Origin of the sequence: Dokdonella fugitiva, assembly GCF_014138265.1 — a bacterium.
Taxonomy (GTDB): Bacteria; Pseudomonadota; Gammaproteobacteria; order Xanthomonadales; family Rhodanobacteraceae; genus Dokdonella_A; species Dokdonella_A fugitiva_A.
On record NZ_JACGXL010000004.1, the window covers coordinates 203,883 to 228,836 of the forward strand.

A 24,954-nucleotide genomic window follows, 5' to 3' on the forward strand; every position below is an offset into this window, starting at 1 on the left:
CCGGCGGCACGCCGGGCGGCGTACGCCTACCGTTCGTCGCCCGCAGCGCGTCCCGCCTGCCGCGGCGCCGGGCGCAGCGGCCGCACGACGCGCTTGAGCTCGCTCCACAGCGCGCGCTTGGCCCGCGCATCGCCGGCGAGCACGGCCGGTTCGGCCGTGACGACCCAGCCGATCTCGCGCTGCCGCTGCGCGCTCAGCGCGGCGCCCGCGGCACGCGCCTGCGCGTCGCCGAACGCGACGAGTGCGCGCGCGGTGGCGAGCGTCGCCTCGTCGGCGTTGCCCGCCTGCGCGCAGTCGACGTGGGCGAACGCGAGCGCGCGCACGACCCCGGCGAGCAGGGCAGCGCCACGCGGGTTCGAAGCGTCGGCGAGCAGCAGCACGCCGCCGCCCGGCGCGGTCGCCGGCACAGGCGCGACGGCGGCCGGCTCATGCACGAGGTTCGCCCGCGGCGCGGGCGATGCCCCACGCGGCAGGTACACGTCGATGCCGATCTCGGCGAGCCGGTGCAGGTCGCGGTCATCCATGCCGCGGGCCTCCGCGCTGGCGCAGGTCGGCGTGGAACTGCGCGTAGATGCGGTCGAGCGCGGCGCCGTAGGCATCGACGGTCGACTTGATGTCGTTGCCCGCGGCCACCTCTTCCGCGCGGTAGTAGTCGTCGACGATCGGCCGGCCGTCGCGGCCGTCCGCGCGCAGCTTGAGCGCGACCACCGCGCTCCAGCCACCGGCGCCGCTCGGCACGCGGTCGAAGCGCAGGATGATGCCGCTGATGCGGATCGCCGGGTCGCTCGCGGGCAGTTCGTCGGTGACCTGTCCCGCGATCTTCGATTCGCGCAGCTGCGCGATCAGGCGCCGCTGCAGGATGCGCGTCGGCGGGTCGGTCCAGAGCTGGTAGTGGTACTGGCGCAGCTGTTGTGCGCCCGGGTCGACCGCGTAGATGAGCGCCTGGTCCGCGTACAGGCCGTCGGCGCCGAATGCGTCGACGACGAGCGGCTCGTGGAACACCGGCGCCGGCGCCGCTTCGAGCGGTTGCGCGCGCGGCAGGCGGAAATACGTGAAATCGGGCACCGTCGGCGCGCCGCAGCCGGCGAGCGCGAGCGCGACGAGCAGGAGCGCCGGACGGACCAGGTTCGATGTCCTCATTGCGGCTCTTCCTGCAGGTTGTCGGCCTTCGGCGCGAGGATCAGGCGGTTCGGATGGCTGCGGATCTCGCGGCTGAACTCGTCGAGGTTGCGGCTCGACGATTCGAGGTGGTGCGTGATCACGTCCATGCGCGCCGACAGCGCGCCGAGCACGCTCGCGAGGTCCTGTACCGAACTGCGCACGTCGGGCCGGTTGTCCTTGGCGATGCCGGCGAGGTCGCCGAGCGCCTGGTCGAGCGTCGCGCGCGTCTTGCGCAGCTCCGCGCCGAGGTTCCTCACCTCGCCGAGGATCGCGCCGACCGCGGCGCGGTTCTCCGGCTTGAGCAAGTCGTTGAGCGCATCGGACGCGTGGTTCGCGCGTTCGAGCAGCGCGCGCGTCTGCTCGAGGATCACCGGCGTGGTCTTGTCGATCGTGCCGGTGATCGAGTCGACGCGCTGCGACAACGTGGCGATCAGCGGCGAGATCTGCGTGCGCGTGAGCTCGCTGACCTGGCCGGCGAGCTCGTTCACCGCGGCGAAGATGTCGGCGCCCTCGATGCCCTTGAGTTCGCCGCCGGGCGCGAGCGTGTCGTGGCTCGCGCCTTCGCGGATGCCGATCGAGACGTCGGCGAGCAGTCCGCTCGACTGCAACCGCGCCGGGCTGTCGACCGGGATCGGCCAGTCGCGGCGGATCGACAGCACCACCTTGTAGCGCGTGCCGTCGGCAGTGCGCTCGGGCGTGACCGCGCCGACCTGGCCGATGCGGTAGCCCTCGTAGAACACCGGCGCGCCGTAGCGCAGGCCGGTCACGTTGCGGTAGCGCACGAGGTAGTCGGTGCTCGCGACGCCCTTGCCGGTGATCAGCGCGAGCGCGACGAGCAGCAGCGCGATCGCGCCGACGACGACCGCGCCGACCAGGGTGTAGTTGATGGTGTCGCGTTTCATCGATGGCGCCCCTTCACCCATCCCTGCATCGCAGCTTTCCTGTGGGAGCGGCGGAAGCCGCAATGCTCCTCGTCGGCATTCCGCGGCCGAAGCATCGCGGCTTCCGCCGCTCCCACGGGCAACCCGCGCATTCTAAGCTTCCTCCTCGGTCAGCCGCTTGAGGTACGCGTCGGCATCGACCTGCACTTCGCGCGGGCGCCGGTTCAACAGGTCCTGGATGCGCTCGTTGTCGCTCGCGCGCACCGCCGCGACCGTGCCGGTGGTGAGGATGTTGCCCTGGTCGAGCACGGTGATCGTGTCGGCGATCTTGAACGCGCTCTCGAGTTCGTGCGTGACGACGACGATCGTCATGCGCAGCGCGTCGCGCAGGCGCAGGATCAGCTCGTCGAGCTCGGCCGACACGACCGGATCGAGCCCGGCCGACGGCTCGTCGAAGAACAGCAGGCGCGGATCCATCACGATCGCGCGCGCGAGCGCCGCGCGCTTGACCATGCCGCCCGAGAGCTGGCTCGGCATGAGGTCCTGGAAACCGCCGAGGTTGACCACCTCGAGCTTGAGCCGGCTCATGATGCGGATCGTCGACTCGTCGAGCGTCGTGTGTTCGCGCAGCGGCAGCGCGACGTTCTCGCCGACGGTGAGCGAAGTCAGCAATGCGCCGCCCTGGAACGACACGCCGATGCGCTTGCGCACGTCGAGCAGTGCGCGTTCGCTCGCCTCGCGGAGGTCGACGCCGAACAGCTTCACGCGCCCGGACACCGGCCGTTGCAGGCCGAGCAGGTGGCGCAGCAGGGTGCTCTTGCCCGAGCCGGAACCCCCCATGATCACGCGGATCTCGCCCGCGTTGACCGCGAAGTCGACTCCGTGCAGCACGCGCCGGCGGCCGTACCAGGCCTCGAGCTGCTCGACTTCGATGAGTGGCACGGGAGCGTTCATGTCATCGGTTCAGGAAGAACGAGAACACCATGTCGACCACGATGATCCAGCAGATCGACAGCACGACCGAGCGCGTCGTCGCGCGGCCGACGCCCTCGGCGCCGCCGCTCACGGAGAAGCCGGTGCTCACGCCGATCAGGGTGATCAGCACGGCGAACACGACGCTCTTCGACAGACCCTGCCAAAGGTCGCCGGTCGACAGCAACGACATCGTCTGCAGCAGGTATGCAGTCGGCGTCACGTTGAGCGCGGGTGCGCTGTACAGCGCGGCACCGAAGATCGCGACCGCGTTGGCGAAGATCGTGAGCGCGGGCAGCATCACGAGCATCGCGACGAGCGCGGGCGCGACGAGGTAGCGCACGGGTTCGATGCCGATCACCGCGAGCGCGTCGACCTCCTGCGACACCGACATCGAGCCGATGCGCGCGGCGAGCGCGGAGCCGGAGCGACCCGCGACGAGGATCGCGGTGATCAGCGCGCCGAACTCGCGCGTGACCGACTTCGCGACCGCGACGACGACCTGCGACTGCGCACCGAACTCCGACAGCGAGGCGATGAACTGGATGCCGAGCATGAGCCCGACCGTGAACCCCAGCAGCGCGACGATCGGCAGCGCGTTCGCGCCGATCTCGCGCATCTGCCGCGCGACCGCGGCGATGCGCACCGGCTGGCCGATGCGCCAACCCGCGAACACGTAGTAGCACGCTTCGAGCAGCAACATCGCCGCGTAGCCGACACCGGCGAACGCGCCGAGCGTGGCGCGGCCGAGGTCGCCGAGCGGGCGCGCGAGCGCGTTCACGCGGCGAGCAGCGCTTCCGCGCTCGGCACGAGCAGGAACACGCGGTCGAGCCGTGCGAGTTCGAGCACCGCGCGCACCGCGTCGCTGACCGCGACGAGCGCGAAGCGGCCGCCGTTCTGCCGCGCCTGCTGGAAGCCCTCGACGAGCGCGGCGATGCCGGACGAGTCGATGTAGCTGACCGCGGACAATTCGACGCCGACCGGCGTGCCCGCAGCGAGCGCATCGAGCACCGCGCGGCGCACTTCCTGCGACCAGGACAGGTCGACCTCGCCGCTGAGGCGGACCAGCACGTAACCGTCGCCGCGTTCGGCGGCGACCCCATTCGGTGACACGCTCATGCCTCGTTCGCCTCCCCGGCGATGTCTTCGATGCGTTTGTGCATGACCAGGCGATTGCCGCGGCGGCCCGCGAGCGGCTCGACGCGCCAGTCGTCCATGACCTCGTCGATCAGCGCGATGCCGAAGCCGCCGCAGCGCATCTCGCCGAGCGGCTTGGGCCGCAGCGCGGCCGGATCCGCGCACGGCGCGGTGTCGCGCAGTTCGAACGCGAGCGTCGTGCCGTTGCGCGCGAGGCACAGCTCGATGTCGCCGTCGCAGGACTGGCCGTAGCCGTGCCGGATGATGTTCGCGCATGCTTCGTCGACCGCGAGCACGAGCTTGTCGCGCAGTCGCGGCTCGACGCCGAGCGCATCGAGCGCCGCGCGCACCGCGCCGCGCAGTTCGCGCAGCGATTCGGCGCGCGCGGGCACGCGCAGGTCGACCAGCCGTTCGGGCTGCTCGGCGCGCGGCGCCTCGACCAGCAGCAGGGTGGTGTCGTCGACGAGGCGCAGCTGCTTGAGGTCGGCGAGCAGGCTGCGCAGGCGCGGCTCGAGCGACTCCTTCGCATGGCGCGCGATCAGCGCGCGCACGCCGGCGTTGCCGATCGGCCGGCCCTGCGCGTCGCGCACGTCCGTCGCGCCGTCGGAGAACGCGTAGAAGGTGCCGCCGGCGAGCGCGAGTTCGCGCTGCTCGAACGCGACGCCGGGCAGGATGCCGAGCGGCGGGCCGCCCGATGGGTATTCGTCGAACGCGTCGCCGCGCTGCACGATCACCGGCGGGAAGCCCGCGCCGGCGAAGCGCACGCGCGTCGCCGCGCGGTCGCAGTAGCCCACCAGCGCGCAGACGAAGCGACCGTCCTGGGTCGTCTCGCACAGTTCGTCGTTCGCACGCGAGAGCCAGGCGGCCGGCTCGATGCCGTCCTTGCCGGCCCAGCGCAGCAGGCTCGCCGCGCGCACCATCAGCAGCGCCGCGTCGAGGCCCTTGCCCGAGATGTCGCCGACGACGAAACCGATGCGACCGTCGGCGAGTTCGAAGTGGTCGTAGAAGTCGCCGGAGATCTCGTGCGCGGGACGATTCACGCCGATCACCGGGAAGCCGTCGCGACGGCGGTGCGGCAACAGCGATTTCTGCAGCCGGCGCGCAAGGTCGAACTCGCGCTTGAGGCGCTGCTGCTCGAGCAGGCTCGCGGCCATGCGCGCGCTGTTGATCGCGAGCGCGGCCGGCGCGGCGACGAGTTCGAGCAGCTCGGCGTCGGCCGCCGAAAACGGCGTGCCGTCGCGCCGGTTGACGATCTCGAGCACGCCGATCGGGCCCGCCGCGGTGCGCAGCGGCGCGCAGACGAGGCTGTGCGTGACGAAGCCGGTGCTGTCGTCGGCGGCGCGCCAGACGCGCGGGTCGTCCGCGGCGTCGACGACGAGCTGGGTCGCGTTCTCGGCGACCGCGCTGCCGACGATGCCCTGGCCGACCGCGAGCCGCACGCCGGTGATGTCGACCGGGCCGATGCAGATGCGGCAGTCGAGCACGAGCGTGGCCGGGTCGAGCAGGAACAGCGAAGCGGCCTCGACCTGCATGAAGTCGACCACGCGCGTGACCGTCTCCGACAGCGTCTGGCGCAGGTCGAGCGAAACCGCGAGGGCTTGCGACAGCTCGGCGAGGAAGGCGAGCGTGCCCGCCTCGCCCGCGCGCGGATCGGTCGCGGGGCGCTGCGCCGCGCGCGCGTGGCCCGCGGTGCGCGCGCCGGCGGAGCGGGCGCGCAGCGCCTTCATCCCTCGCCCTTCCCGGAACCGCGCGAAGCGCGCTCGCTGCGCTTGCGGCGCAGGCCCCAGAGCGTCATCACCGGCCCGGACATCACGTACAGCACGGCGATGCCGAACAGCACGCGCGGCGGATCGACCGCGAGCGCGACGAGGATCAGCATCGCCGCGGGGATCCAGATGAACGGCACGCGGTCCGACTTCGGCCAGGCCTTGAAGCTGAAATAGCGCACCCGGCTGACCATGAGCAGGCCGGCGACGATGGCGACGACCGGTGTCACGAAGTCCATCTCGCTCGCCTTGAGGCCGAGCCCGCCCGACTCGATCGCCCAGACGAACGACATGCACAGGCCGGCCGCGGCGGGGCTCGCGAGGCCCTGGAAATAGCGCTTGTCGGCGACGCCGACCTGGGTATTGAAGCGCGCGAGGCGCAGCGCGGCGCAGGCCGCGTAGATGAACGCGGCCGCCCAACCGAGCTTGCCCCAACCCGAACCGTAGGTCTTCAGCGCCGACAGCGACCACGTATAGAGCACGAGCGCGGGGGCGAGCCCGAAGCTGACGAGGTCGGACAGCGAGTCGTACTGCACCCCGAAATCGCTCTGCGTACCGGTCAGGCGCGCCACGCGCCCGTCGAGGCCGTCGAGGATGCCGGCCACGAACACGGCGACGGCCGCCTCCGTGTAGCGGCCGCCGATGCCGGCGATGATCGCGTAGAAACCCGCGAACATCGCGCCGGTCGTGAACAGGTTCGGCAGCAGGTAGATACCGCGCGGCGGTTTGCGCGCGCCGGTCGAGGGAGCTTCCATGGTCGATCAGCGGCAATGGTGGATGTGTGGTCGCGAGTGTACCGTGATCCGCAAATCCGGGCGTTCTTGCTTGTATCGTGGCCGAAGTGGTGCTATCCAGTCGCCCAAGTGCCGCTCCTGACGGCGCGTCGAAGACAAAGGTCGCCCCATGAAGTGCAATTGGCTCCTGCTCGCCCTCCTCGCCGCCAGCCTGCCCGTGGCCGCCGGCGAGATGTATTCGTGGACCGACGCCAACGGCACCAAGCACTTCTCCGACTCGCCGCCGCCGGCTTCGGTCAAGGCGCAGAAGGTCAAGATGAAGGGCGGCGTGACCTCGAACGAGCCCGCCGAGGATCAGCAGGAGAAGCCGGCCGCCGACAAGAACGGCGGCCCCGCGCTCGCCGCCGCAGCCGGCTACGCCCCCGAGGACATCAAGCGCAACTGCGCGATCGCGCGGCAGAACCTCGGCGTCGCCGAAGGTCGCAAGATCCCGGTCGACGCGCAGGGCTACCCGACCGACCTCGACGCGGCCAAGAGCCGCCAGCAGGACATCGACCGCGCGAACGGGCAGATCAAGCTGTTCTGCTCGCACTGACGGGGCGCCGGGCCGGGGCCGGCTCGCCACCGCACCTTCCGCGCGCTGCCCGCGCCGTGGCGGCGCTGCTAGAATCGAACGTTCCGTCTCACCCTCCGGAACGTCATGCGCCTGTCCCGTTTCCACCTCGCGACCGTCAAGGAAGTCCCCGCCGACGCGGAGATCGCCAGCCACCGGCTGATGCTGCGCACCGGCATGATCCGCAAGCTCGCCGCCGGCATCTACACGTGGTCGCCGCTCGGCCTGCGCGTGCTGTCGAAGGTCGAGGGCGTCGTGCGCGAGGAGATGAATCGAGCCGGCGCACTCGAGCTGCTGATGCCGTCGATCCAGCCGAAGGAGCTGTGGGAGGAAACCGGGCGCTGGGAGAAGTTCGGTGGGCAACTGCTGAAGATCAAGGATCGCAAGGACGCCTCGTACTGCTACGGCCCGACCCACGAGGAAGTCATCACCGACTATGCGCGCAACGAACTGCGCAGCTACAAGCAGCTGCCGGTGAACTTCTACCAGATCCAGACCAAGTTCCGTGACGAGATCCGGCCACGCTTCGGCGTCATGCGGGCGCGCGAGTTCCTCATGAAGGACGCGTATTCGTTCCACCTTACGCAGGACTGCCTCGCGAACGAATACCGCAACATGTACGACACCTACGGCCGCATCTTCACGCGGCTGGGCCTGAAGTTCCGCGCGGTGCAGGCCGACACCGGCGCGATCGGCGGCAACGCGAGCCACGAGTTCCAGGTGCTCGCCGATTCGGGCGAGGATGCGATCGCATTTTCGACCGGCTCCGACTACGCCGCCAACATCGAGATGGCCGAGGCCGTCGCGCCCGGCGCGCCGCGCGCAGCGGCGATGCAGGCACTCGAGCGCGTCGCGACGCCGACGCAGAAGACGATCGACGAAGTCACCGCGTTCCTCGGCGTGAAGCCGTCGCAGTGCGTGAAGACGATCCTCGTGCGTGGTAACGACGGCCTGGTCGCGCTGTGCGTGCGCGGCGACCACGAGGTCAACGAGGTCAAGGCGGCCAAGCTCGCCGAACTGCCCGGCGAGTCGATGCTCGCCGACGAAGCGGAGATCGTGCGCGCGACCGGCACCAAACCCGGTTTCATCGGTCCGGCCGGCCTGCCGGATTCGATCCCGGTCATCGTCGACCGCAGCGCCGCTGCACTCGCCGATTTCGTCTGCGGTGGCAACCAGGACGGTACGCACTACCGCGGCGCGAACTGGGAGCGCGACGCGCGCATCACGCGCGTCGCCGACATCCGCAAGGTCGTCGAGGGCGATCCTTCGCCCGACGGCCAGGGCACGCTGAAGATCGCGCGCGGCATCGAGGTCGGCCACGTGTTCCAGCTCGGCGACAAGTACGCGCAGGCGCTCGGCGCGACCGTGCTCGACGACGCCGGCAAGGCGCAGGTAATGCAGATGGGCTGCTACGGTATCGGCGTCAGCCGCATCGTCGCCGCGGCGATCGAGCAGAACCACGACGATGCCGGCATCATCTGGCCGGAACCGATGGCGCCGTGGCGCGTCGCGGTCTGCCCGATCGGCGCGGCGCAGAACGCGCAGGTGCGCGAGGAAGCGGAGAAGCTCTACGACGAGCTGGCCGCGCGCGGCGTCGACGTGCTGCTCGACGATCGCGGCCTGCGCCCCGGCCCGATGTTCGCCGACATCGAGCTTATCGGCGTTCCGCATCGCATCGTGGTCAGCGAGCGCGGCCTCGCCGCAGGCACGTTCGAATACCGCCGTCGCGGCGAGAGCGAGAACCGCTCGCTGTCGCGCGACGAGCTGGCGCGGCTGTTCGCCTGAGGCATCGCCGCAGGCGCGATCCGCTGCGGCGCAAACTGCGGAATCGATCACAGATCGGCGCGGCCGGCACGGGCGCGCACGCGCGTTTTGCTAGCATCACCGGTTTGTCGACGCCGGCTGCAGGGCAGCCGCGTATCGAAGGGCGAGAACATGGCGATTGACCTCAAGTCGATGAACCACTCCCAGCTGTCGGACCTCATTGCGCGCGCGCAGGCGCGCCAGCGCGAGCTCGTGCGCGAGAAGGCGGCGCGGCTGCGCGACAAGATCCATGCACTGGTCGAGGCGGAAGGCCTCGGCATCGACGACGTGCTCGGCGCGCGCGGCAAGCGCGCCGCGGTCGTGCGCAAGGTGAAGCCGAAGTACCGCGATCCGGCGACCGGCGAAACCTGGACCGGTCGCGGCAAGCGGCCGCGCTGGTTCAGTGCGGCACTGTCGGCCGGCAAGAAGGAGAAAGACCTCCTGATCGGCTGAACGCCGCCCCGAAGTTCCGTCGCGACGCCGGCCCTGCGCCGGCGTTTTCGTCTGCGCGATCGGCTGCCGCGCGCTCCCGTGGTAGCGGGCTGCGGCATGCGTCTGGCAAGATTTCCCGAATTCACCGGTGCACGACCCCTGTGGCGCCGCTCCTACCCCTGTCGACGCGCCCATGCCCACCGCCACGCGGAAGATCCCGTTCAATGCACTCGACCGCCAGAACGGCGGCGAACTCGGCGCACGCATGAGCGATGCGGCCACACGCGTCGTCGCCAGCGGCTGGTACGTGCTCGGCGCCGAGGTCGACGCGTTCGAGCGCGAGTTCGCCGCGTACTGCGGCACGCGCCACGCGATCGGTGTCGCCAACGGCTCGGACGCGCTCGAACTGGCGATCGCGAGCCTCGAGCTGCCGCCCGGGGCGGAGGTCGCGGTGGCGCCGAACGCGGCGATGTACGCGACGCTCGCGATCCTCGCCAACGGCCTCGTGCCGCTGTTCGTCGACGTCGATCCGCAGCGCGCGACGATCGATCCGCGCGCGCTCGCGGCCGCGTTGACGCCGCGCACGCGCGCGGTCGTCGCGACGCACCTGTACGGCGCGCTCGCCGACATGGACGCGATCCTGCCGCTCGCGCGCGCTCGCGGCCTCGCCGTGGTCGAGGACTGCGCCCAGGCGCACGGCGCGACGCATGGCGGACGACGCGCGGGCTCGTTCGGCACGCTCGCCTGCTTCAGCTTCTACCCGACCAAGAACCTCGGCGCGCTCGGCGACGGCGGCGCGGTCACGACCGGCGACGACGCGCTCGCCGTGCGCGTGCGCCAGCTGCGCCAGTACGGTTGGAAGGAGAAGTACAACGTCGGCGTCGCGCACGGGCGCAACAGCCGCCTCGACGAGATGCAGGCGGCGCTGCTGCGCCTGAAGTTGCCACTCGTCGACCGCTGGAATGCGCGCCGGCGCGACATCGCCGCGCGCTACGGCCGCGGCATCCGCCACCCGGCGATCGAAGTGCCGCCACCACCCGGTCCGGACCAGGTCGCGCACCTGTACGTGGTGCGCAGCGAGCGCCGCGACGAGCTGCGCGCGCACCTCGCGCGCTGCGGTGTCGGCGTCGACGTCCACTACCCGATCCCCGACCATCGCCAGCCCTTGTTCGGCGGCCGCCACGCGGAGCTTTCGCTGCCCGTGGCGGAACGCCTCGCGCGCGCGTCGCTCTCGCTGCCGTGCTTCGCCGAACTCGACGACGATGAAGTCGACTTCGTCATCGACGCCTGCAACCGATGGGAAGGCTGATGCATTCGCTCGTCGTCCCGGTGTACGGGAACGAAGCGTCGATCGGCGAACTGCTCGAGGCGATCGCCGGGCTCGCGCGACGACTGCCGCAGCCACTCGAAGCCGTCTTCGTCGTCGACGGCAGCCCCGACCGCAGCAACGCGCTGCTGCGCGACGCGCTGCCGCGGATGCCGTTCCGCTCCCAGCTGCTCGCCCATTCGCGCAACTTCGGTGCGTTCGCGGCGATCCGCACCGGCCTCGCCGCGGCACGCGGCGACGACGTCGCCGTGATGGCCGCGGACCTGCAGGAGCCGATCGAGCTGATCGAGCGCTTCTACGACGTGCTCGCGCGCGACGAGGCCGACGTCGTCGTCGGCACGCGCGTCGCGCGCGCGGACCCGTTCTTCTCGCGCCTCGCCTCGACGACGTTCTGGTGGTTGTACCGCCGCCTCGTGCTGCCGCAGATCCCGCCCGGCGGCGTCGACGTGTTCGCCTGCAACCGTGCGTTCCGCACCGAGCTGCTCGCGATGGGCGAGGCCAACACATCGCTGGTCGGGCAATTGTTCTGGCTCGGCATGCGCCGCGCGGTGCTGCCGTACGAGCGGCTCGAGCGCCGCCACGGCCGCAGCGGCTGGTCGTTCTCGCGCAAGCTCAAATACCTCATGGACAGCGTGTTCGCGTTCTCCGACCTGCCGGTGCGCCTGCTCATCCTCGTCGGTGGACTCGGTCTCGGCACCTCGCTGCTGCTCGGCGGCGTGGTCGCGGTCGCCCGCCTGCTCGGCTACATCACGTTGCCCGGCTACGCGATGACGATGCTCACGCTGCTGTTCTTCGGCGGACTCAACACGTTCGGCCTCGGCCTCATCGGCGCCTATGTGTGGCGCGCGTACGAGAACACGAAGCAGCGGCCGCTGGCGATCGTGCAGCGCGCGCAGGAATTCACGGGAACGCCACCGCCATGAACCATTTCGTGCATCCGCAAGGGCTCTGCGAATCGTCCAAGGTCGGGGCACGCACGCGGGTGTGGGCCTTCGCGCACGTGCTGCCGGGCGCGACGATCGGCGAGGACTGCAACATCTGCGACCACGTGTTCGTCGAGAACGACGTCGTCGTCGGCGACCGCGTGACGATCAAGTGCGGCGTGCAGCTGTGGGACGGCGTGCGCGTGGGCAACGACGTCTTCATCGGGCCGAACGCGACGTTCACGAACGATCGCTTCCCGCGCAGCAAGGCCTATCCCGAGCGCTTCGCGCAGACGGTGCTCGAGGACCACGTGTCGATCGGCGCGAATGCGACGCTGCTGCCCGGCGTCACGATCGGCCGCAATGCGATGGTCGGCGCCGGCGCGGTGGTGACGCGTTCCGTGCCGCCGAATGCGATCGTCGTCGGCAACCCGGCCCGCATCGTCGGCTACGTCAACGCCAAGACCGACGCCGCCGCAGCCGTCGACGCCGTGCCCGCGGCAACCGGCACCCGCCGCCTCGGCGTCGGCGACGTCGCCGTGCACCGCCTGCCGCGCGTCGCGGACATGCGCGGCAGCCTCAGCGTCGGCGAGTTCGAGCGCACGGTGCCGTTCGCGCCGAAGCGCTATTTCCTCGTCTTCGACGTGCCCGGGCGCGAGGTGCGTGGCGAACACGCGCACCGCGAGTGCCACCAGTTCCTCGTCTGTGTGAGCGGATCGGTGTCGGTGCTCGTCGACGACGGCCGGCGCCGCGCGGAGGTGCTGCTCGACCGGCCCGACGTCGGCATCCACATCCCACCGATGACCTGGGGCACGCAGTACCGCTATTCCGACGACGCCGTGCTGCTCGTGTTCGCTTCGCACTACTACGACGCGAACGAGTACATCCGCGACTACGACCTCTACCTCGCCGAGGCGGGCGCACGCGCGGCGCCGCGATGATGCGCGCACTGCGGCGGGTCGTCGCGGGACCGATCGGCCGATTCCTGCTCGGTGGCGCGAGCACGACGCTCGTGTCCTACGCCGTCTATCTGGTCCTGCTCGCGTTCCTGCCCTATCTCGCCGCGTACTGGATCGCCTACGCGGTCGGCGTCGCCTGGTCGTACTTGGCGAACACGCTGTTCGTGTTCCGCCAGCGCCCGAGCCTCGCGCGCGCGCTCGCGTTCCCGCTCGTCTACGCGATCCAGCTCGCCGCGGGCTCGCTGCTGATGGTCGTGCTGGTCCAGCATTTAGGCCTGCCGGCGAAGGTGGCGCCGTTGCTGGTGGTCGTGCTCACGCTGCCGCTGACCTACGTCGCCTCGCGCTGGATCGTCACCACTCCGCATTTCTTCCGCAGGACCGATGCCGTCATGCCGACCGTGGATCCGACCGTACCATCACGTGTTCCCACCTGGGTCGACGATACCGTCGCCGCGCTGTTCGCACTGGCGGTCGGCGCGTGCGTCTTCCTTTCGTGGCCGCTGGACCTGCACACGCCGATCGGCACGGGCGGCGACGCGACGTCGGCGCAATACATCTTCAAGTCGATCCTCGAACACGGCTCCTACACGCGCAACCCCGACGTCGGCGCACCGTTCGGCGCGACGATGTACGACTACCCGATCCCCGAACCCACGCACCATGCGTTCATCCGGCTGATCGGCCTGTTCAGCAAGGATCCGTTCGTCGCGTTCAACCTGTTCTACCTGCTGTCGTTCGCGGTGGCCGCGTTCACCGCATGCTGGGCATTGCGCCGCCTCGGCATCGGCCGGTTGCCGGCGATCGCCGGGGCGATCGCATTCGCGTTGCTGCCGTACCACTTCCTCCGATTCGGCCACGTCTTCCTCGCTTCGTACGCGGCGATCCCGGTGTTCGGCTACTACGCGCTGCGGTTGGCGACGTACCAGGCAGCGCACGTGCCGGGGGCGGTACGGATCGGCTGGCTTCCCGTGCTCACGATCGCCACCGCTGCGGGAATGGGCGTGTACTACGCCTGGTTCGGACTGTTGTTCGTCGTGTTCGCTGCCGCGCTCGGCGCCGCAAGGACGCGCCAGTGGCAACCCTTGCGCGTCGGCGCCGTCTTCGCGACAGCGATCGTCGCGGTGATCGCGCTCGCGCTCCTGCCGAACGCGATCTACCACGCTTCGGAAGGCGCCAACGCCGCGGTGGCCGCACGCTTGCCGCAGGAGTCGGAGATCTACGGCTTGCGCATCACGCAGTTGCTCTACCCGACGCCGGGCCATCGAGTCGGCGCGCTCGACGCATTCATGGCCGTGTACCGGCAGTCGGCACCGAACGTCAACGAGAATTCGACCGCGGCGCTCGGGCTCATCGGCGCCCTCGGATTCCTCGCTGCCCTCGGCGCGCTGTTCTTCGGCGACGCTCGCAAGTATGCCGGGTTGTGGGCCGCCGGCGCGCTCTGCGTCGCCGGTGTCCTCTACGCAACCATCGGCGGCTTCGGCGCAATCGTCGGCCGCCTGCTTCTTCCCGAACTCCGCGGGCTCAACCGCATCAGCGTCTTCATCGGGTTCTTCGCCCTGTACGCGTTCTTCGTCGCCGTCGGTGCATGGGCGCGTGGTCGGGCGCGCCTGCCGGTGGAGGTCGCCTCCACGATCCTCGTCGTCGCCATCGCCTGCTTCGACCAGGTTCCGGCCAAGGGACTCTCGCACCAGAACGCAGGGGCGATCGCGCCGCGCAGGGCGCTCTACGCGCGGATTCGCGCGGCGCTGCCGGACGGCGCCCGCGTGTTCGAACTGCCGTACACCTTCTTCCCGGAGAGCCCGCACCCTGTCGGCAGCTACAACCTGCTCGAACCGTACCTGTTCACGAACGGCCTGAAATGGAGTTTCGGCGACATGCACGGCCGGCCCGCCGACGTGTGGAACCAGCAGGTCGCCGCGCTCAGCGGAAAGGAGTTCAGCGACGCGCTCGCGCGCGCCGGATTCGCCGCCGTCTACGTCGACCGCCGCGGTTACAAGGACGGCGGAGCGGCGATCGAGCGTGACCTGCGCGCGCAATTCGGCGCGCCGATCGTCGAAGACGCGGAGCTCGGGCGCGCCGTCTATCGCGTGGCGGAAGCGCGGCCGGACATGGTTCCGCATGTCGCGGTCGAACTCGGGCGCGGATGGTCGGGCTGGTCGAAGGCGGGCAACGTCGAAGTGTCCAGCACCGCGGGCGATGCCGATCTGGTCGTCGCCAATCCCGTTCCGTCGGAACTGCCCATCGCCCTGCGCTTCCACCTGGCCAGCACGACGTCGCGCAAGCTGATCGTGTCGTACGACGATCGGGTGATCTCCGTGCATGCACTGCGCGCGGGTGAGGACCTGGAGATCTCCACCGCGATCGACGCGCGGGCGGGCGTGTCGCGACTGTCGCTCCGCAGCGAGGCACCGGTGGCGCCGACCGCACCGGACACGGCAGCGGCTCCGTCGATCCGCATCAGCGCTCTTTCCTGGGGCGTGTCCGGGCGGTTCTGATCGCCGCCGCCGGCGGTGCGGTGGCGTGGTTGGCGCGGACCGCGCCGTTGCCGGATAATCGCGATGTTCGTCGTGCCCGGCAAGCCGTGTCGCGCGCACGTGCAGCGACCACCGTTCAGGCGGTCGCAAACCCGACCTCCGCAGGCACGCATGACCAACGACCCGACGCCATCGATGGACAAGCCGGTGTGGGAGCCGAGCTCCGAGCGCATCGAACGCGCGAACATCAGCCGCTTCATGCGCTTCGTGCGCGAAAGCACCGGCAACGACGACATCCGCCGCTACGCGCCGCTGCACGATTTCTCGGTGCGCAACCCGGAACGGTTCTGGTCGCTCGTGTGGGAGTTCTGCGGCATCCGCGCGCACGGCGAGCACGAGCCCGTGCTGGTCGACCGCGAGCGCATGCCCGGCGCTCGCTGGTTCCCGAACGTCACGTTGAACTTCGCGCAGAACCTTCTGCGCTACAAGGATGACCGCGCCGCGATCGTGTTCCGCAACGAGTGGGGCCATCGGCGCGAGCTCAGCTACGCCGAGCTGCACGGTGAAGTCGCGCGCGTCGCGCACGCGCTCAAGCGAGCAGGCGTCGGCGTCGGCGACCGCGTCGCCGGCTTCATGCCGAACATTCCCGAGACGATCGTCGCGATGCTCGCGACGACGTCGCTCGGCGCGACCTGGTCGTCGTGCTCGCCCGACTTCGGCATCCGCGGCGTGGTCGACCGCTTCGGCCAGATCGCGCCGAAGGTGCTGTTCACGGCCGACAAGTACGGCTACGGCGGCAAGCGTTTCGACTGCCTCGAGAAGATCCGCGGCGTGCTCGACGAGATGCCGAGCATCGAACACCTCGTGGTCGTGCCCTACAGCGGCGATCCGCTCGACCTCGAAGGATTGTGCAACGCGGTCTCGCTGGCGGACTTCTGCGGCGACGGCGAGCACCCGCTCGAGTTCGTGCCGGTGCCGTTCGACCACCCGCTGTACGTGATGTACTCGTCGGGCACGACCGGTGTGCCGAAGTGCATCGTGCACGGCGTCGGCGGCACCTTGCTGCAGCACCTCAAGGAGCTCGTGCTGCACACCGACCTCAAGCGCGAGGATCGGCTGTTCTACTACACGACCTGCGGCTGGATGATGTGGAACTGGTTCGTGTCCGGCCTCGCGGTCGGCGCCACGCTCGTCGTCTACGACGGATCGCCGTCGCATCCGGACGGCAACGCGCTGTGGGACCTCGCCGACGAGGTCGGCATCAGCGTGTTCGGCACGAGCGCGAAGTGGCTCAGCGCGACGGAGAAGGCCGGCGTCAAGCCGCGCGAGACGCACAAGCTGCTGCAGCTCAAGACGATCCTCTCGACCGGTTCGCCGCTCGCGCCGGAGAGTTACGACTACGTCTACCGCGACATCAAGGATCGCGTGCTGCTCGCGTCGATTTCCGGCGGCACCGACATCATTTCCTGCTTCGCGCTCGGCTGCCCGGTGCTGCCGGTATACCGCGGTGAACTGCAGTGCCGCGGCCTCGGCATGAAGGTCGAGATCCTCGACGACGACGGCAAGCCCGTGCGCGGCGAGAAGGGCGAGCTCGCGTGCACCGCGCCGTTCCCGTCGATGCCGGTGTTCTTCTGGAACGACCCGGACGGCGAGAAGTACCGCAACGCGTATTTCGCGCGCGTGCCAGGCGCGTGGTGCCACGGCGACCACGCGCTGCTGACCGAACATGACGGCGTGATCATCTACGGCCGTTCCGACGCGACGCTCAACCCGGGCGGCGTGCGCATCGGCACCGCGGAGATCTACCGCCAGGTCGAGCAGGTGCCGGAAGTGCTCGAGTCGGTCGCGGTCGGCCAGCACTGGGGCGACGACGAGCGCGTGATCCTGTTCGTGCGCCTGCGCGAGGACATCGTGCTCGACGACGCGTTGCGCGAGCGCATCGCGCGGCAGATCCGCGCGAACACCACGCCACGCCACGTGCCGGCGAAGATCCTGCAGGTCGCCGACATCCCGCGCACGATCTCCGGCAAGATCACCGAGATCGCGGTGCGCGAGGTCATCCACGGCCGGCCGGTGAAGAACACCGACGCGTTGGCGAATCCGCAGGCGCTCGAGTGTTTCCGCGCACTCGCGGAACTCCAGTACTGATCGCCATGGCGGCCGCAACAGGAGGCGCGCGTGGGAGTACGCCTCTGCTCTGGTGGATGTTGGGCCTGTTCGGGATGCTGGCAGGCGCAAGCTGGTTTCTGAACGGTCCGCAAGTCCAGGCGGACGAAGGCTCGTACCTGCTGAGCGCGGCGATGATCGCCGGCCGGTCGATCCTGCCGACGGTCGACTACTACTCCGGATACAGCGTCCTGTTGCTGCCGGCCTTCGCGTTCTCGCGGGACCCCGACGCGATCTACCACGGGGCACTGCTGATCAACGCGCTGATGATCGCAACGGTTCCGCTCGCGCTGTTCCGGCTGACAAGTAGCCTCTGGCCAAGCCTCGAAACCGGCGTGCGAGCGCGCGCAGCATTGGCCGCTACATGCTACGCGCCGGTGCTGGTGCTCAGCCAGTACACGATGTCCGACAATGCGCTCATATGCCTCCATGCGTGGCTGCTGGCGATGGCCGCCTCGCTGTTGCGCCAACCGCGGATGGCGGCTGGCGTCACGTTCGGCGCGATCGCCGGGGCCCTTTTCCTCGTGCATCCGCGCGGACTCGTCACGGCGACGGCGGTGCTCGCCGCGCTTTCGCTGGCAGCCGTGCGGTTGCGTCGAATCCGGCCCGCAATGGTGCTCGCGTGGGTCATGATGTTCGCGGTGTCGATGCTGCATGGCCCGCTGGAGCGAATCGCCGGGACGTTGCACAACATGCACGGCGGCTATTCGCCGATGGCCTTGCTCGAACGTCTCGCCTCGCCGTCGGCGTGGCCATGGCTGCTGTCGAACTTCGTCGGCTGCACGACCGAAGCGGTCGTCGCCTCTCTCGGATTGTTCGTGATCGCCCTGCGCTGCGTCGCGGCCGAGCTGCGTGCGGATCGATGGTCGTCGCCCAGCGTGGTGCTCATGGCCGCCGTCGTCGCCATGGGTGCGGGCCTGTTCTCGACAGCGGCCTTCTTCGTGCCGCCGGAGCGTGCAGACCAGCTGGCGTACGGTCGCTACGCGTTGCCGGCGCTGGTGCCACTGATTGCGGCCGGGCTGGTTCGACTGCAGGATGAAGCCGCGCGCGGCCGCGACCTGCTCTGGGTCTTCGCGACCGCGGTCGTCGGTGTGGGGATCACCGCACTCGCGTACGAACATCTTCCGCCGGCTGCGAAGGCGAACTGGAACCAGATCAATTCACCGCTGTTGCATCTCTCGCAACAGTTGCTGCCCAAGTCGTCGGCCTGGATGGCTATCCTCGCGTGCTTCGCAGGCGCGTCCTCGATCATCGCGCTGGCATGGCGCGGCAGCGCGAATCGCGCGCGGGCGGCATTCGTCGTGCTGAATCTTGCTGCCTTCGCGACCTTTTCATCCACGACGACGTATCCCGGCGGCCGCTATTTCACCGGCGACCGTCAGGTCGTCGGCGTCGCACGCGCGTTCGCCGACGGCACGAGCGACGGCCTGTGCCTGGACCTCGATCCAGCCCTGGACGGCTGGCAGAGGACCGATCTCGGCTGGCGCCTGTTTCCGCAAATCGCCAACGTCACGAACGGCTGCGTGCGCGGCGTCATCCAGCGGCTGGACGCGCCCGCGCCGGCGGACATGCGTTTCGTAGCGGTCGAACGCCCCTCGCCGCTACCGCATAGCGCTCCTCTTGCGCTGTACGTCACCGACGGCCCCGAGGTCGAGGCGTTCGCCAGCGACCACGCACTGCTGTCGATCGCCGCGCTCGCCCCGCTGGCACCGGCCGACCGCTCCGCGAAGGTGACACTCGAGCAACCCGCGCTCCGTGTCGAGGCCGGCGCGACGCTCGACGTGCGCATTCGCGTGGTGAACGGGAGCAGCCTCACCCTGGCCACCGTCGATCCCCGCGTCAGCGCGAACCCAATACTTGTCGGCGCCTACGTCGAAAGCACGAACGGTCAGATGAATTTCCGTGCCTCCCTGCCTCGTCCGATCGCCCCTGCGCAGGGCATCGAGGCGTCGCTGCAGCTCGGGCCGTTCGATCAGCCCGGCCGCTATGCGATCCATGTGGGCGTCGTGCAGGAACTCGTCGCATGGTTCGACGGCGGCGTCGATACGACGATCGAAGTCGCTGCAGGACCGTAGGCACGGTCGGCCGGACGATCACACCCGCCGCAATGACGTCCTTGCCCGATCCGCTTACGCGAGCGCCCGCTCCAGTTCCAAACGAAGGTCAGCGACATCCTCGACGCCGACCGACAGGCGGATCAAGCCGTCGCTGATGCCGAGCCGCTTGCGGTTCGCCGGCGGGATCGACGCATGCGTCATGATCGCCGGATGCTCGATCAGGCTTTCGACGCCACCGAGCGATTCAGCCAGCGCGAACAGCTCGCAACGCTCGAGCACCTTGCGCGCCTTGCGCAGGCCGCCTTTCACCTCGACCGAGACGATGCCGCCGAAGCCGTCCATCTGCTTCTTCGCGAGTGCGTGCTGCGGGTGCGACTTGAGCCCGGGGTAGATCACGCGCTCGACCGCCGGATGCTTCTCGAGCCATTGCGCGAGCGTCAGCGCACCATCGCAGTGCGCGCGCATGCGCAGATGCAGCGTCTTCAGGCCGCGCATCGCGAGGAACGCGTCGAACGGGCCGGCGATGGAACCGACGGAATTGTGCAGGAACGCCATTTCCTCGGCGAGGTGCGCGCTGCCGCCGACCACCGCGATGCCGCCGACGATGTCGGAATGGCCGTTGAGGTACTTCGTCGCCGAGTGCACGACGATGTCGGCGCCGTGTTCGATCGGACGCTGCAGCATCGGCGAGCAGAACGTGTTGTCGACCACGAAGATCAGGCCGTGCTTCTTCGCGAACGCACCGACCTTGGCGAGATCGACGAGCTTGAGCATCGGGTTGGTCGGCGTTTCCGCCCAGATCATGCGCGTGTTCGGCTTGAGCGCCGCCTTCAGCGCCGCCGCGTCGTTGAGGTCGATGAAGGTGAAGTCGAGTCCCGCGCTGCGCCGGCGCACGCGCTCGAACAGCCGATAGCTGCCGCCGTAGAGGTCGTCCATCGCGATCACGTGGCTGCCCGAGTCGAGCAGCTCGAGCACGGTGCCGGCGGCGGCGAGGCCGGACGCGAACGCGTAGCCCTGGCGGCCGCCTTCGAGGTCGGCGACACAGCGTTCGTAGGCCATGCGCGTCGGGTTCTGCGTGCGCGAATACTCGTAACCCTGGTGCACGCCCGGGCTCTTCTGCACGTAGGTCGACGTCGCGTAGATCGGCGTCATGATCGCGCCGGTCCACGGATCGGGTGACTGGCCGGCATGGATGGCTCGCGTACCGAGCTGCAGATCGTTCTTCTTCATTGATGGATATCCGTGTGTTGCGGGTTCGGTACCGCTTCGAAGGCGAACAGGTACGATGCGTCGGCATCGTCATGGACGAGCGTTGCTTCGGTGAACCAGCGCGCGTCGAACACGCCCGTGCGGGCCATCTCGGGCAGGTGCACCAGCCCCGTCTTCCGGGTGACCGAAAAACCCGAGACGGCGAGGACCTCCTCCAACTGGTCGGGCGTGTATTCGAGTTTGTGGTCCTCGTTGATGTAGGCGTCCGGCGAATGGATCTTCGTAATCGCGCGGTTGGGCGTGTCCATGACGAATCGCCCGCCCGGCAGGAGATGGGCACGGATCCACGCGAGCAGTTCGGGCAGCTTCTCCGGGAGGATGTGCTCGATCGCCTGGCCCATGAAGATGCACTGGTATCGGCGCGACTGCAGCGCCGGCACGTTCGCGACGCCCTCGGCGCTTCCGTGGAAATAGGTGACGCGCCCCCAATCGAAATCGAAGGGCTCGGTCTGATCGAACGTCGGCGTACCCCAGAACTGTCGTTCCGGCGGAAGGTCGAGAATGTCCAGCCGCGAGGGGCGGTGGGGATACCCGAGTTCGATCAGTGCACCCTCGCGTCGACCGGCGCTGCTCCCGCCGATATCGAGGATGGAATCGAAGGCATCGACTGAACGAATCCAGCGCTGGCGCGCCATGTGCAGGCGGCGGAAGATATCCGCGCCGCAGTTGGCGAGATACTCCTCGGAACCGAGCAGCGAATCGAGCACGCGTTGCGTGCTGAAGTTCCCACGCTCGATCTGGCGTCGCCAACCGTCGATGCCGGTCGCGTCCGCCGGACGCCGCAGGACGACCAGGTACGCGAGGCGCACGAACTCTTCGGGCCCGATATCCCCCGCGCCGGTGCGGGTGATGATGGCCGAACGGATCCTTCCCGCGACCTGCCGCAAGGCCTTCATCTTGCCGCCGCCCCAGCCGCTCCGCATCCGCTGTGGTCCATGGCTATCCCGCCCTCCGTCTGAGGTAGTTCAACAGGTCGATGCGCGTGATCAGGCCGAGGAACTTCGCCCCGTCCATCACGATCGCGACGTGCCCGGCGTCGAATACCGGCATCAACGCCTCGATCGGCGACTTCACGTCGAGCACCTGCAGTTTCTCGACCATCGCGGTCGAAACGGTGTCGCGGAACTTCTTCTCGTCCGCGTGCACGTGCAGCAGCAGGTCCGACTCGTCGAGGATGCCGACGATGCGGTCGCCGTCCATGACCGGCAGCTGCGACACGTCGTACAGCTTCATGCGGTTGTACGCGGTCACCAGCAGCTCGTTCGGACCGACCACGACGGTATCGTGTTGCGCGTACGGACGCAGGATGAGGTCGCGCAGGTCGCCGGTCGGCTGGCGCTCGAGGAAGCCGTTGTCGAGCATCCAGTAGTCGTTGTACATCTTCGACAGGTACTTGTTGCCGGTGTCGCAGACGAGCGTGACGACGCGCTTCGGTTCCTTCTGCTCGCGACAATAGCGCAACGCGGCGGCGAGCAAGGTGCCGGTCGAGGAGCCGCCGAACACGCCCTCCTTCGCGAGCAGTTCGCGCGCGGCGAGGAAGCTCTCCTTGTCGCCGATCGCGTAAGCCTTCTTCACGCGCGAAAAATCGCTGATCGACGGCAGGAAGTCCTCGCCGATCCCCTCGACCATCCAGCTCGCCGACTTCGTCGACAGCGTTCCCTCGTTGATGTACTGCGCGAGAATCGAACCGACCGGGTCGGCAAGGATGAATTCGGTTCGCGGCGATACCTTCGCGAAATAGCGCGACAGGCCGGTCATCGTGCCGGACGAGCCGCAGCCGAACACGATCGCGTCGACTTTGCCGTCGAGCTGTTCGAAGATCTCGGGGCCGGTGCTGCGCTCGTGCGCGAGCGGGTTGTCGGGATTGCCGAACTGGTTGATGAAGTACGCACCCGGCGTCTCGCGCGCGATGCGCTCGGCGAGATCCTGGTAGTACTCGGGGTGCCCCTTGGCGACGTCGGAGCGCGTGAGCACGACTTCCGCGCCCATCGCCTTGAGATTGAAGATCTTCTCGCGGCTCATCTTGTCCGGCACGACGAGCACGAGGCGATAGCCTTTCGCCTGCGCGACGAGGGCAAGCCCAAGGCCGGTGTTGCCGGCGGTGCCTTCGACGAGCGTCGCACCCGGCTTGAGCTTGCCGGCCTTCTCGGCGCCTTCGATCATCGACAAGCCGATGCGGTCCTTGATCGAACCGCCCGGGTTCGCGCTCTCGAGCTTGAGGAAGAGTTCGCAGGCGCCGGTATCGAGGCGCTGCGCCTTGACCATCGGGGTGCGGCCGATCAGCTCGAGTACGCTCTGGTGGATCGTCATGCGGGCTCCGCGTGAGGCGTCGCGGGCGCAGCCCGTCGACGGTCGTCACCTCCGGCCGGAGGTGATCGCGGAATGATACCCGAGGGCGGGGATGTCGCCGACGTCACCGCCTCTGCGGCGGCGTCGGCAACGGCATCCGGTCAGTGCGCCGCGGCCCACATGGAGGTGAGCTTGTCCTTCGCGTGCAGCTTCTCTTTCTTCATGTTGTGCAGGGTGACGTCGTCCATCGGCAGGACGCCCAGCTCCGCATCACGCACCTTGCTGTCCAGTTCCTTGTGGCGCTGGTACAGGCTGCGGAACTCGGCGTTGCTCTGCATCAGCGCTTCGACTTCTTTCTGGTTCTGCTCGAACATCAGCCAACCTCCTCTAGTGCAAGGAACACGCACGCGGCGGCACGGCCTTTCGGCCGTGCCGCTGCGGAGCGGGACGAGTTACCGCGGGGTTGCGAAATGGCTCGGAAAGAGCCGCCGTTACCTTGGACGGTGCATCGAGGGCGGAGCGGATATCGTCGGGCCTTGCTGCGGACGCCACTGCCAGGAAACGTCCGTACGCACGACCCGCGCCTCGGAGAACCGAGGGAGTGCTTTCCTCTGTCGCGATCGCTGCTGTCATGGGCTCTGGCCCAAGTGGGGTCCAGGAAAAAACGGGCCACTTGGGAGCTAGACGCTACTCCGATGCCCCTGCCTTGGCAACCGGAAAAACGCGCGATCGCGCGTCCGCCAAGGCGCCGACGCGCTTGATAAATTTTTAACGCAAACAGCGAGTTGCGCCAAATCAACAGGATGCGACGGCAATATCGTCGCGCCGCTGTCAGTCCGACTTCGCGGGCGCCGACGGCTTGGCTTTCGGCTTCGCCTTGGGCTTGTCCTTCGCCGGGTTTTCCGCCTTGGCCTTGTCGCCCGAGAGCGCCGCCTCGAGCTGCGCTTCCTTCTTCGCCAGTGCGGCCGCTTTCGCCTGCGCGGCAGCCATGCGCTTGGCCTGCTCCGCTTCGGCGCGCGCGGATTCCGCCGCCTGCGTCGCCTGCGCGCCTTCGGCACGCGCCGCTTCGGCGTCGCGCCGCGCGCTTTCCGCTTCCTCGGCGCGGATCTGCGCCTGCAGGCGCTGGCGCTCGAGTTCCGCGCGCGCCTGCTCCGCGTCGCGCCGGGCGATCGCCAGCTGGAGGCGATCGTTCTCGCGCTGCAGCGCCGTGCGCTGCTCGTCGAGCGACTCGGCCTCGGCGCTCGCGCGCGCGCTGTCGATGCGCCGCTCGGTCATGTAGATCCAATGCTCGCGCTCGCCGCGCCGCGCTTCCTTGAGGTGTGCGAGTGCGAGGCGGGCGCGATCCATCGCGACGGACGCCCGCGTGCCGAGCACGGGGTCGGTCGCGAGCGTGTTGAAGCGGTCGAGCAGCCGCTGGTAGTCGTCGTCGCGCGCGGCGACGGCGTTCACGGCACCCAGTGCGAGTGCGAAGGCGATCGCGCAGCGGACGGGACGGACGAGGTTCATGGCTGCTCCTGCTGCAGGGCGGCGGGGTGGCTGTCGAGGTCGCCTTGCAGGCCCTCGTTCTCGCGCGTCAGGTGCTCGACGTCTCCGCGCGCCTTCGCGAGCTTGGCCTTGGCCAGGGCGAGCTCGCTGTCGGCGAGCGATTCGGCGGCGAACTGCGCGGCCGCATCGTAGTCCTCCTCGCGCTGGGCAGCCTGGGCCTGGTCGAAGTGCCGGCCGGCCGCGCGGTACTCGGCGGCCGCAAGCTGGGGCGCCTCCGCCTGCCGCGCGGTGGCGAGCGCACGCGAGGCCGCGTCCAGTTCGTCGAGCGGCGGCTTGGTCGGGCTGCACCCTGCAGCCAGCGCGGTCGCGAGAATCACGATCCACGCATGGATTTTTTCGCGTGCTGGTGTCATAACTTCGCCGCTCGCCTGCAGAAGAGAGTGCGTATTTTGGGAAGGCGACGCCCGGTTTGGCAATGCTGGTCCGATGAACCGGCGAACGAGACG

Annotated in this window: 23 protein-coding genes; 9 read left to right on the top strand and 14 right to left on the bottom strand. The window is 69.1% G+C overall.

Annotated features, from left to right (window positions below; all coding sequences use genetic code 11):
• Positions 1-26: 26 nt before the first annotated feature.
• From FHW12_RS13410 to pssA, 8 genes are all read right to left on the bottom strand, one after another.
• Positions 27-524, bottom strand: coding sequence for a hypothetical protein (locus tag FHW12_RS13410; RefSeq protein ID WP_182531535.1), 498 nt, complete (start codon positions 522-524; stop codon positions 27-29).
• Positions 517-1,140 carry an ABC-type transport auxiliary lipoprotein family protein gene (locus FHW12_RS13415; protein WP_182531536.1) on the bottom strand — a complete coding sequence of 208 codons (624 nt, stop codon included), beginning with the start codon at positions 1,138-1,140 and terminating at the stop codon, positions 517-519. Before FHW12_RS13415 ends, FHW12_RS13410 begins: the two co-directional genes overlap by 8 nt.
• Positions 1,137-2,063: an MlaD family protein gene (locus FHW12_RS13420; protein WP_182531537.1), complete on the bottom strand. Its 927-nt coding sequence runs from the start codon at positions 2,061-2,063 to the stop codon at positions 1,137-1,139. The genes FHW12_RS13415 and FHW12_RS13420 overlap by 4 nt, the downstream gene beginning before the upstream one ends.
• Before the next feature lie 132 nt (positions 2,064-2,195).
• The gene (locus FHW12_RS13425) at positions 2,196-2,996 is read right to left on the bottom strand and encodes an ABC transporter ATP-binding protein (protein WP_182531538.1); all 801 of its coding nucleotides are present in this window, start codon (positions 2,994-2,996) and stop codon (positions 2,196-2,198) included.
• 1 nt (position 2,997) lies between these two features.
• Positions 2,998-3,795, bottom strand: coding sequence for an MlaE family ABC transporter permease (locus FHW12_RS13430; RefSeq protein WP_182531539.1), 798 nt, complete (start codon positions 3,793-3,795; stop codon positions 2,998-3,000).
• Positions 3,792-4,133, bottom strand: coding sequence for an STAS domain-containing protein (locus FHW12_RS13435; protein WP_182531540.1), 342 nt, complete (start codon positions 4,131-4,133; stop codon positions 3,792-3,794). Before FHW12_RS13435 ends, FHW12_RS13430 begins: the two co-directional genes overlap by 4 nt.
• The gene (locus FHW12_RS13440; RefSeq protein WP_182531541.1) at positions 4,130-5,878 is read right to left on the bottom strand and encodes an ATP-binding SpoIIE family protein phosphatase; all 1,749 of its coding nucleotides are present in this window, start codon (positions 5,876-5,878) and stop codon (positions 4,130-4,132) included. The genes FHW12_RS13435 and FHW12_RS13440 overlap by 4 nt, the downstream gene beginning before the upstream one ends.
• Positions 5,875-6,672: a CDP-diacylglycerol--serine O-phosphatidyltransferase gene (pssA, locus tag FHW12_RS13445; RefSeq protein ID WP_182531542.1), complete on the bottom strand. Its 798-nt coding sequence runs from the start codon at positions 6,670-6,672 to the stop codon at positions 5,875-5,877. The genes FHW12_RS13440 and pssA overlap by 4 nt, the downstream gene beginning before the upstream one ends.
• 148 nt (positions 6,673-6,820) lie before the next feature.
• On the opposite strand from pssA, the gene FHW12_RS13450 reads away from it, so the two are divergent.
• The 9 genes from FHW12_RS13450 (at position 6,821) to FHW12_RS13490 (ending at position 19,423) form a co-directional block, all read left to right on the top strand.
• Positions 6,821-7,246: a DUF4124 domain-containing protein gene (locus FHW12_RS13450; RefSeq protein WP_182531543.1), complete on the top strand. Its 426-nt coding sequence runs from the start codon at positions 6,821-6,823 to the stop codon at positions 7,244-7,246.
• A 105-nt stretch (positions 7,247-7,351) separates the two neighbouring features.
• On the top strand, positions 7,352-9,049 hold the full coding sequence (locus tag FHW12_RS13455; protein WP_182531544.1) for a proline--tRNA ligase: 1,698 nt from the start codon (positions 7,352-7,354) through the stop codon (positions 9,047-9,049).
• 150 nt (positions 9,050-9,199) lie between these two features.
• Positions 9,200-9,520: an H-NS family nucleoid-associated regulatory protein gene (locus FHW12_RS13460; RefSeq protein ID WP_182531545.1), complete on the top strand. Its 321-nt coding sequence runs from the start codon at positions 9,200-9,202 to the stop codon at positions 9,518-9,520.
• Positions 9,521-9,692: 172 nt separating this feature from the next.
• Positions 9,693-10,808, top strand: a complete 1,116-nt coding sequence (locus FHW12_RS13465) for a DegT/DnrJ/EryC1/StrS family aminotransferase (RefSeq protein ID WP_182531546.1) — start codon at positions 9,693-9,695, stop codon at positions 10,806-10,808.
• On the top strand, positions 10,808-11,749 hold the full coding sequence (locus FHW12_RS13470) for a glycosyltransferase family 2 protein (protein ID WP_182531547.1): 942 nt from the start codon (positions 10,808-10,810) through the stop codon (positions 11,747-11,749). The genes FHW12_RS13465 and FHW12_RS13470 overlap by 1 nt, the downstream gene beginning before the upstream one ends.
• The gene (locus tag FHW12_RS13475) at positions 11,746-12,690 is read left to right on the top strand and encodes a WxcM-like domain-containing protein (protein ID WP_182531548.1); all 945 of its coding nucleotides are present in this window, start codon (positions 11,746-11,748) and stop codon (positions 12,688-12,690) included. The genes FHW12_RS13470 and FHW12_RS13475 overlap by 4 nt, the downstream gene beginning before the upstream one ends.
• The gene (locus FHW12_RS21085) at positions 12,687-15,203 is read left to right on the top strand and encodes a GtrA family protein (RefSeq protein ID WP_220484453.1); all 2,517 of its coding nucleotides are present in this window, start codon (positions 12,687-12,689) and stop codon (positions 15,201-15,203) included. The genes FHW12_RS13475 and FHW12_RS21085 overlap by 4 nt, the downstream gene beginning before the upstream one ends.
• A 150-nt stretch (positions 15,204-15,353) precedes the next feature.
• Complete coding sequence (locus FHW12_RS13485; protein ID WP_259393051.1) at positions 15,354-17,330, top strand: acetoacetate--CoA ligase; 1,977 nt, start codon at positions 15,354-15,356, stop codon at positions 17,328-17,330.
• 56 nt (positions 17,331-17,386) lie between these two features.
• Positions 17,387-19,423 (top strand): hypothetical protein, encoded by a 2,037-nt coding sequence (locus tag FHW12_RS13490; RefSeq protein WP_182531549.1) that lies wholly within the window; start codon positions 17,387-17,389, stop codon positions 19,421-19,423.
• 54 nt (positions 19,424-19,477) lie between these two features.
• Here FHW12_RS13490 and FHW12_RS13495 read toward each other — a convergent pair whose 3' ends face one another.
• From FHW12_RS13495 to FHW12_RS13520, 6 genes are all read right to left on the bottom strand, one after another.
• Entirely contained in the window at positions 19,478-20,635 is a 1,158-nt protein-coding gene (locus FHW12_RS13495) for a trans-sulfuration enzyme family protein (RefSeq protein WP_182531550.1), read from the bottom strand.
• On the bottom strand, positions 20,632-21,597 hold the full coding sequence (locus tag FHW12_RS13500; protein ID WP_182531551.1) for a DUF4214 domain-containing protein: 966 nt from the start codon (positions 21,595-21,597) through the stop codon (positions 20,632-20,634). Before FHW12_RS13500 ends, FHW12_RS13495 begins: the two co-directional genes overlap by 4 nt.
• A 16-nt stretch (positions 21,598-21,613) precedes the next feature.
• Positions 21,614-22,984 (bottom strand): pyridoxal-phosphate dependent enzyme, encoded by a 1,371-nt coding sequence (locus FHW12_RS13505; protein WP_182531552.1) that lies wholly within the window; start codon positions 22,982-22,984, stop codon positions 21,614-21,616.
• Between the two features lie 140 nt (positions 22,985-23,124).
• On the bottom strand, positions 23,125-23,337 hold the full coding sequence (locus FHW12_RS13510) for a YdcH family protein (RefSeq protein ID WP_131992071.1): 213 nt from the start codon (positions 23,335-23,337) through the stop codon (positions 23,125-23,127).
• A 457-nt stretch (positions 23,338-23,794) separates the two neighbouring features.
• Positions 23,795-24,469, bottom strand: coding sequence for a hypothetical protein (locus FHW12_RS13515; RefSeq protein ID WP_182531553.1), 675 nt, complete (start codon positions 24,467-24,469; stop codon positions 23,795-23,797).
• On the bottom strand, positions 24,466-24,861 hold the full coding sequence (locus tag FHW12_RS13520) for a DUF4398 domain-containing protein (protein WP_182531554.1): 396 nt from the start codon (positions 24,859-24,861) through the stop codon (positions 24,466-24,468). Before FHW12_RS13520 ends, FHW12_RS13515 begins: the two co-directional genes overlap by 4 nt.
• Positions 24,862-24,954: the final 93 nt, after the last annotated feature.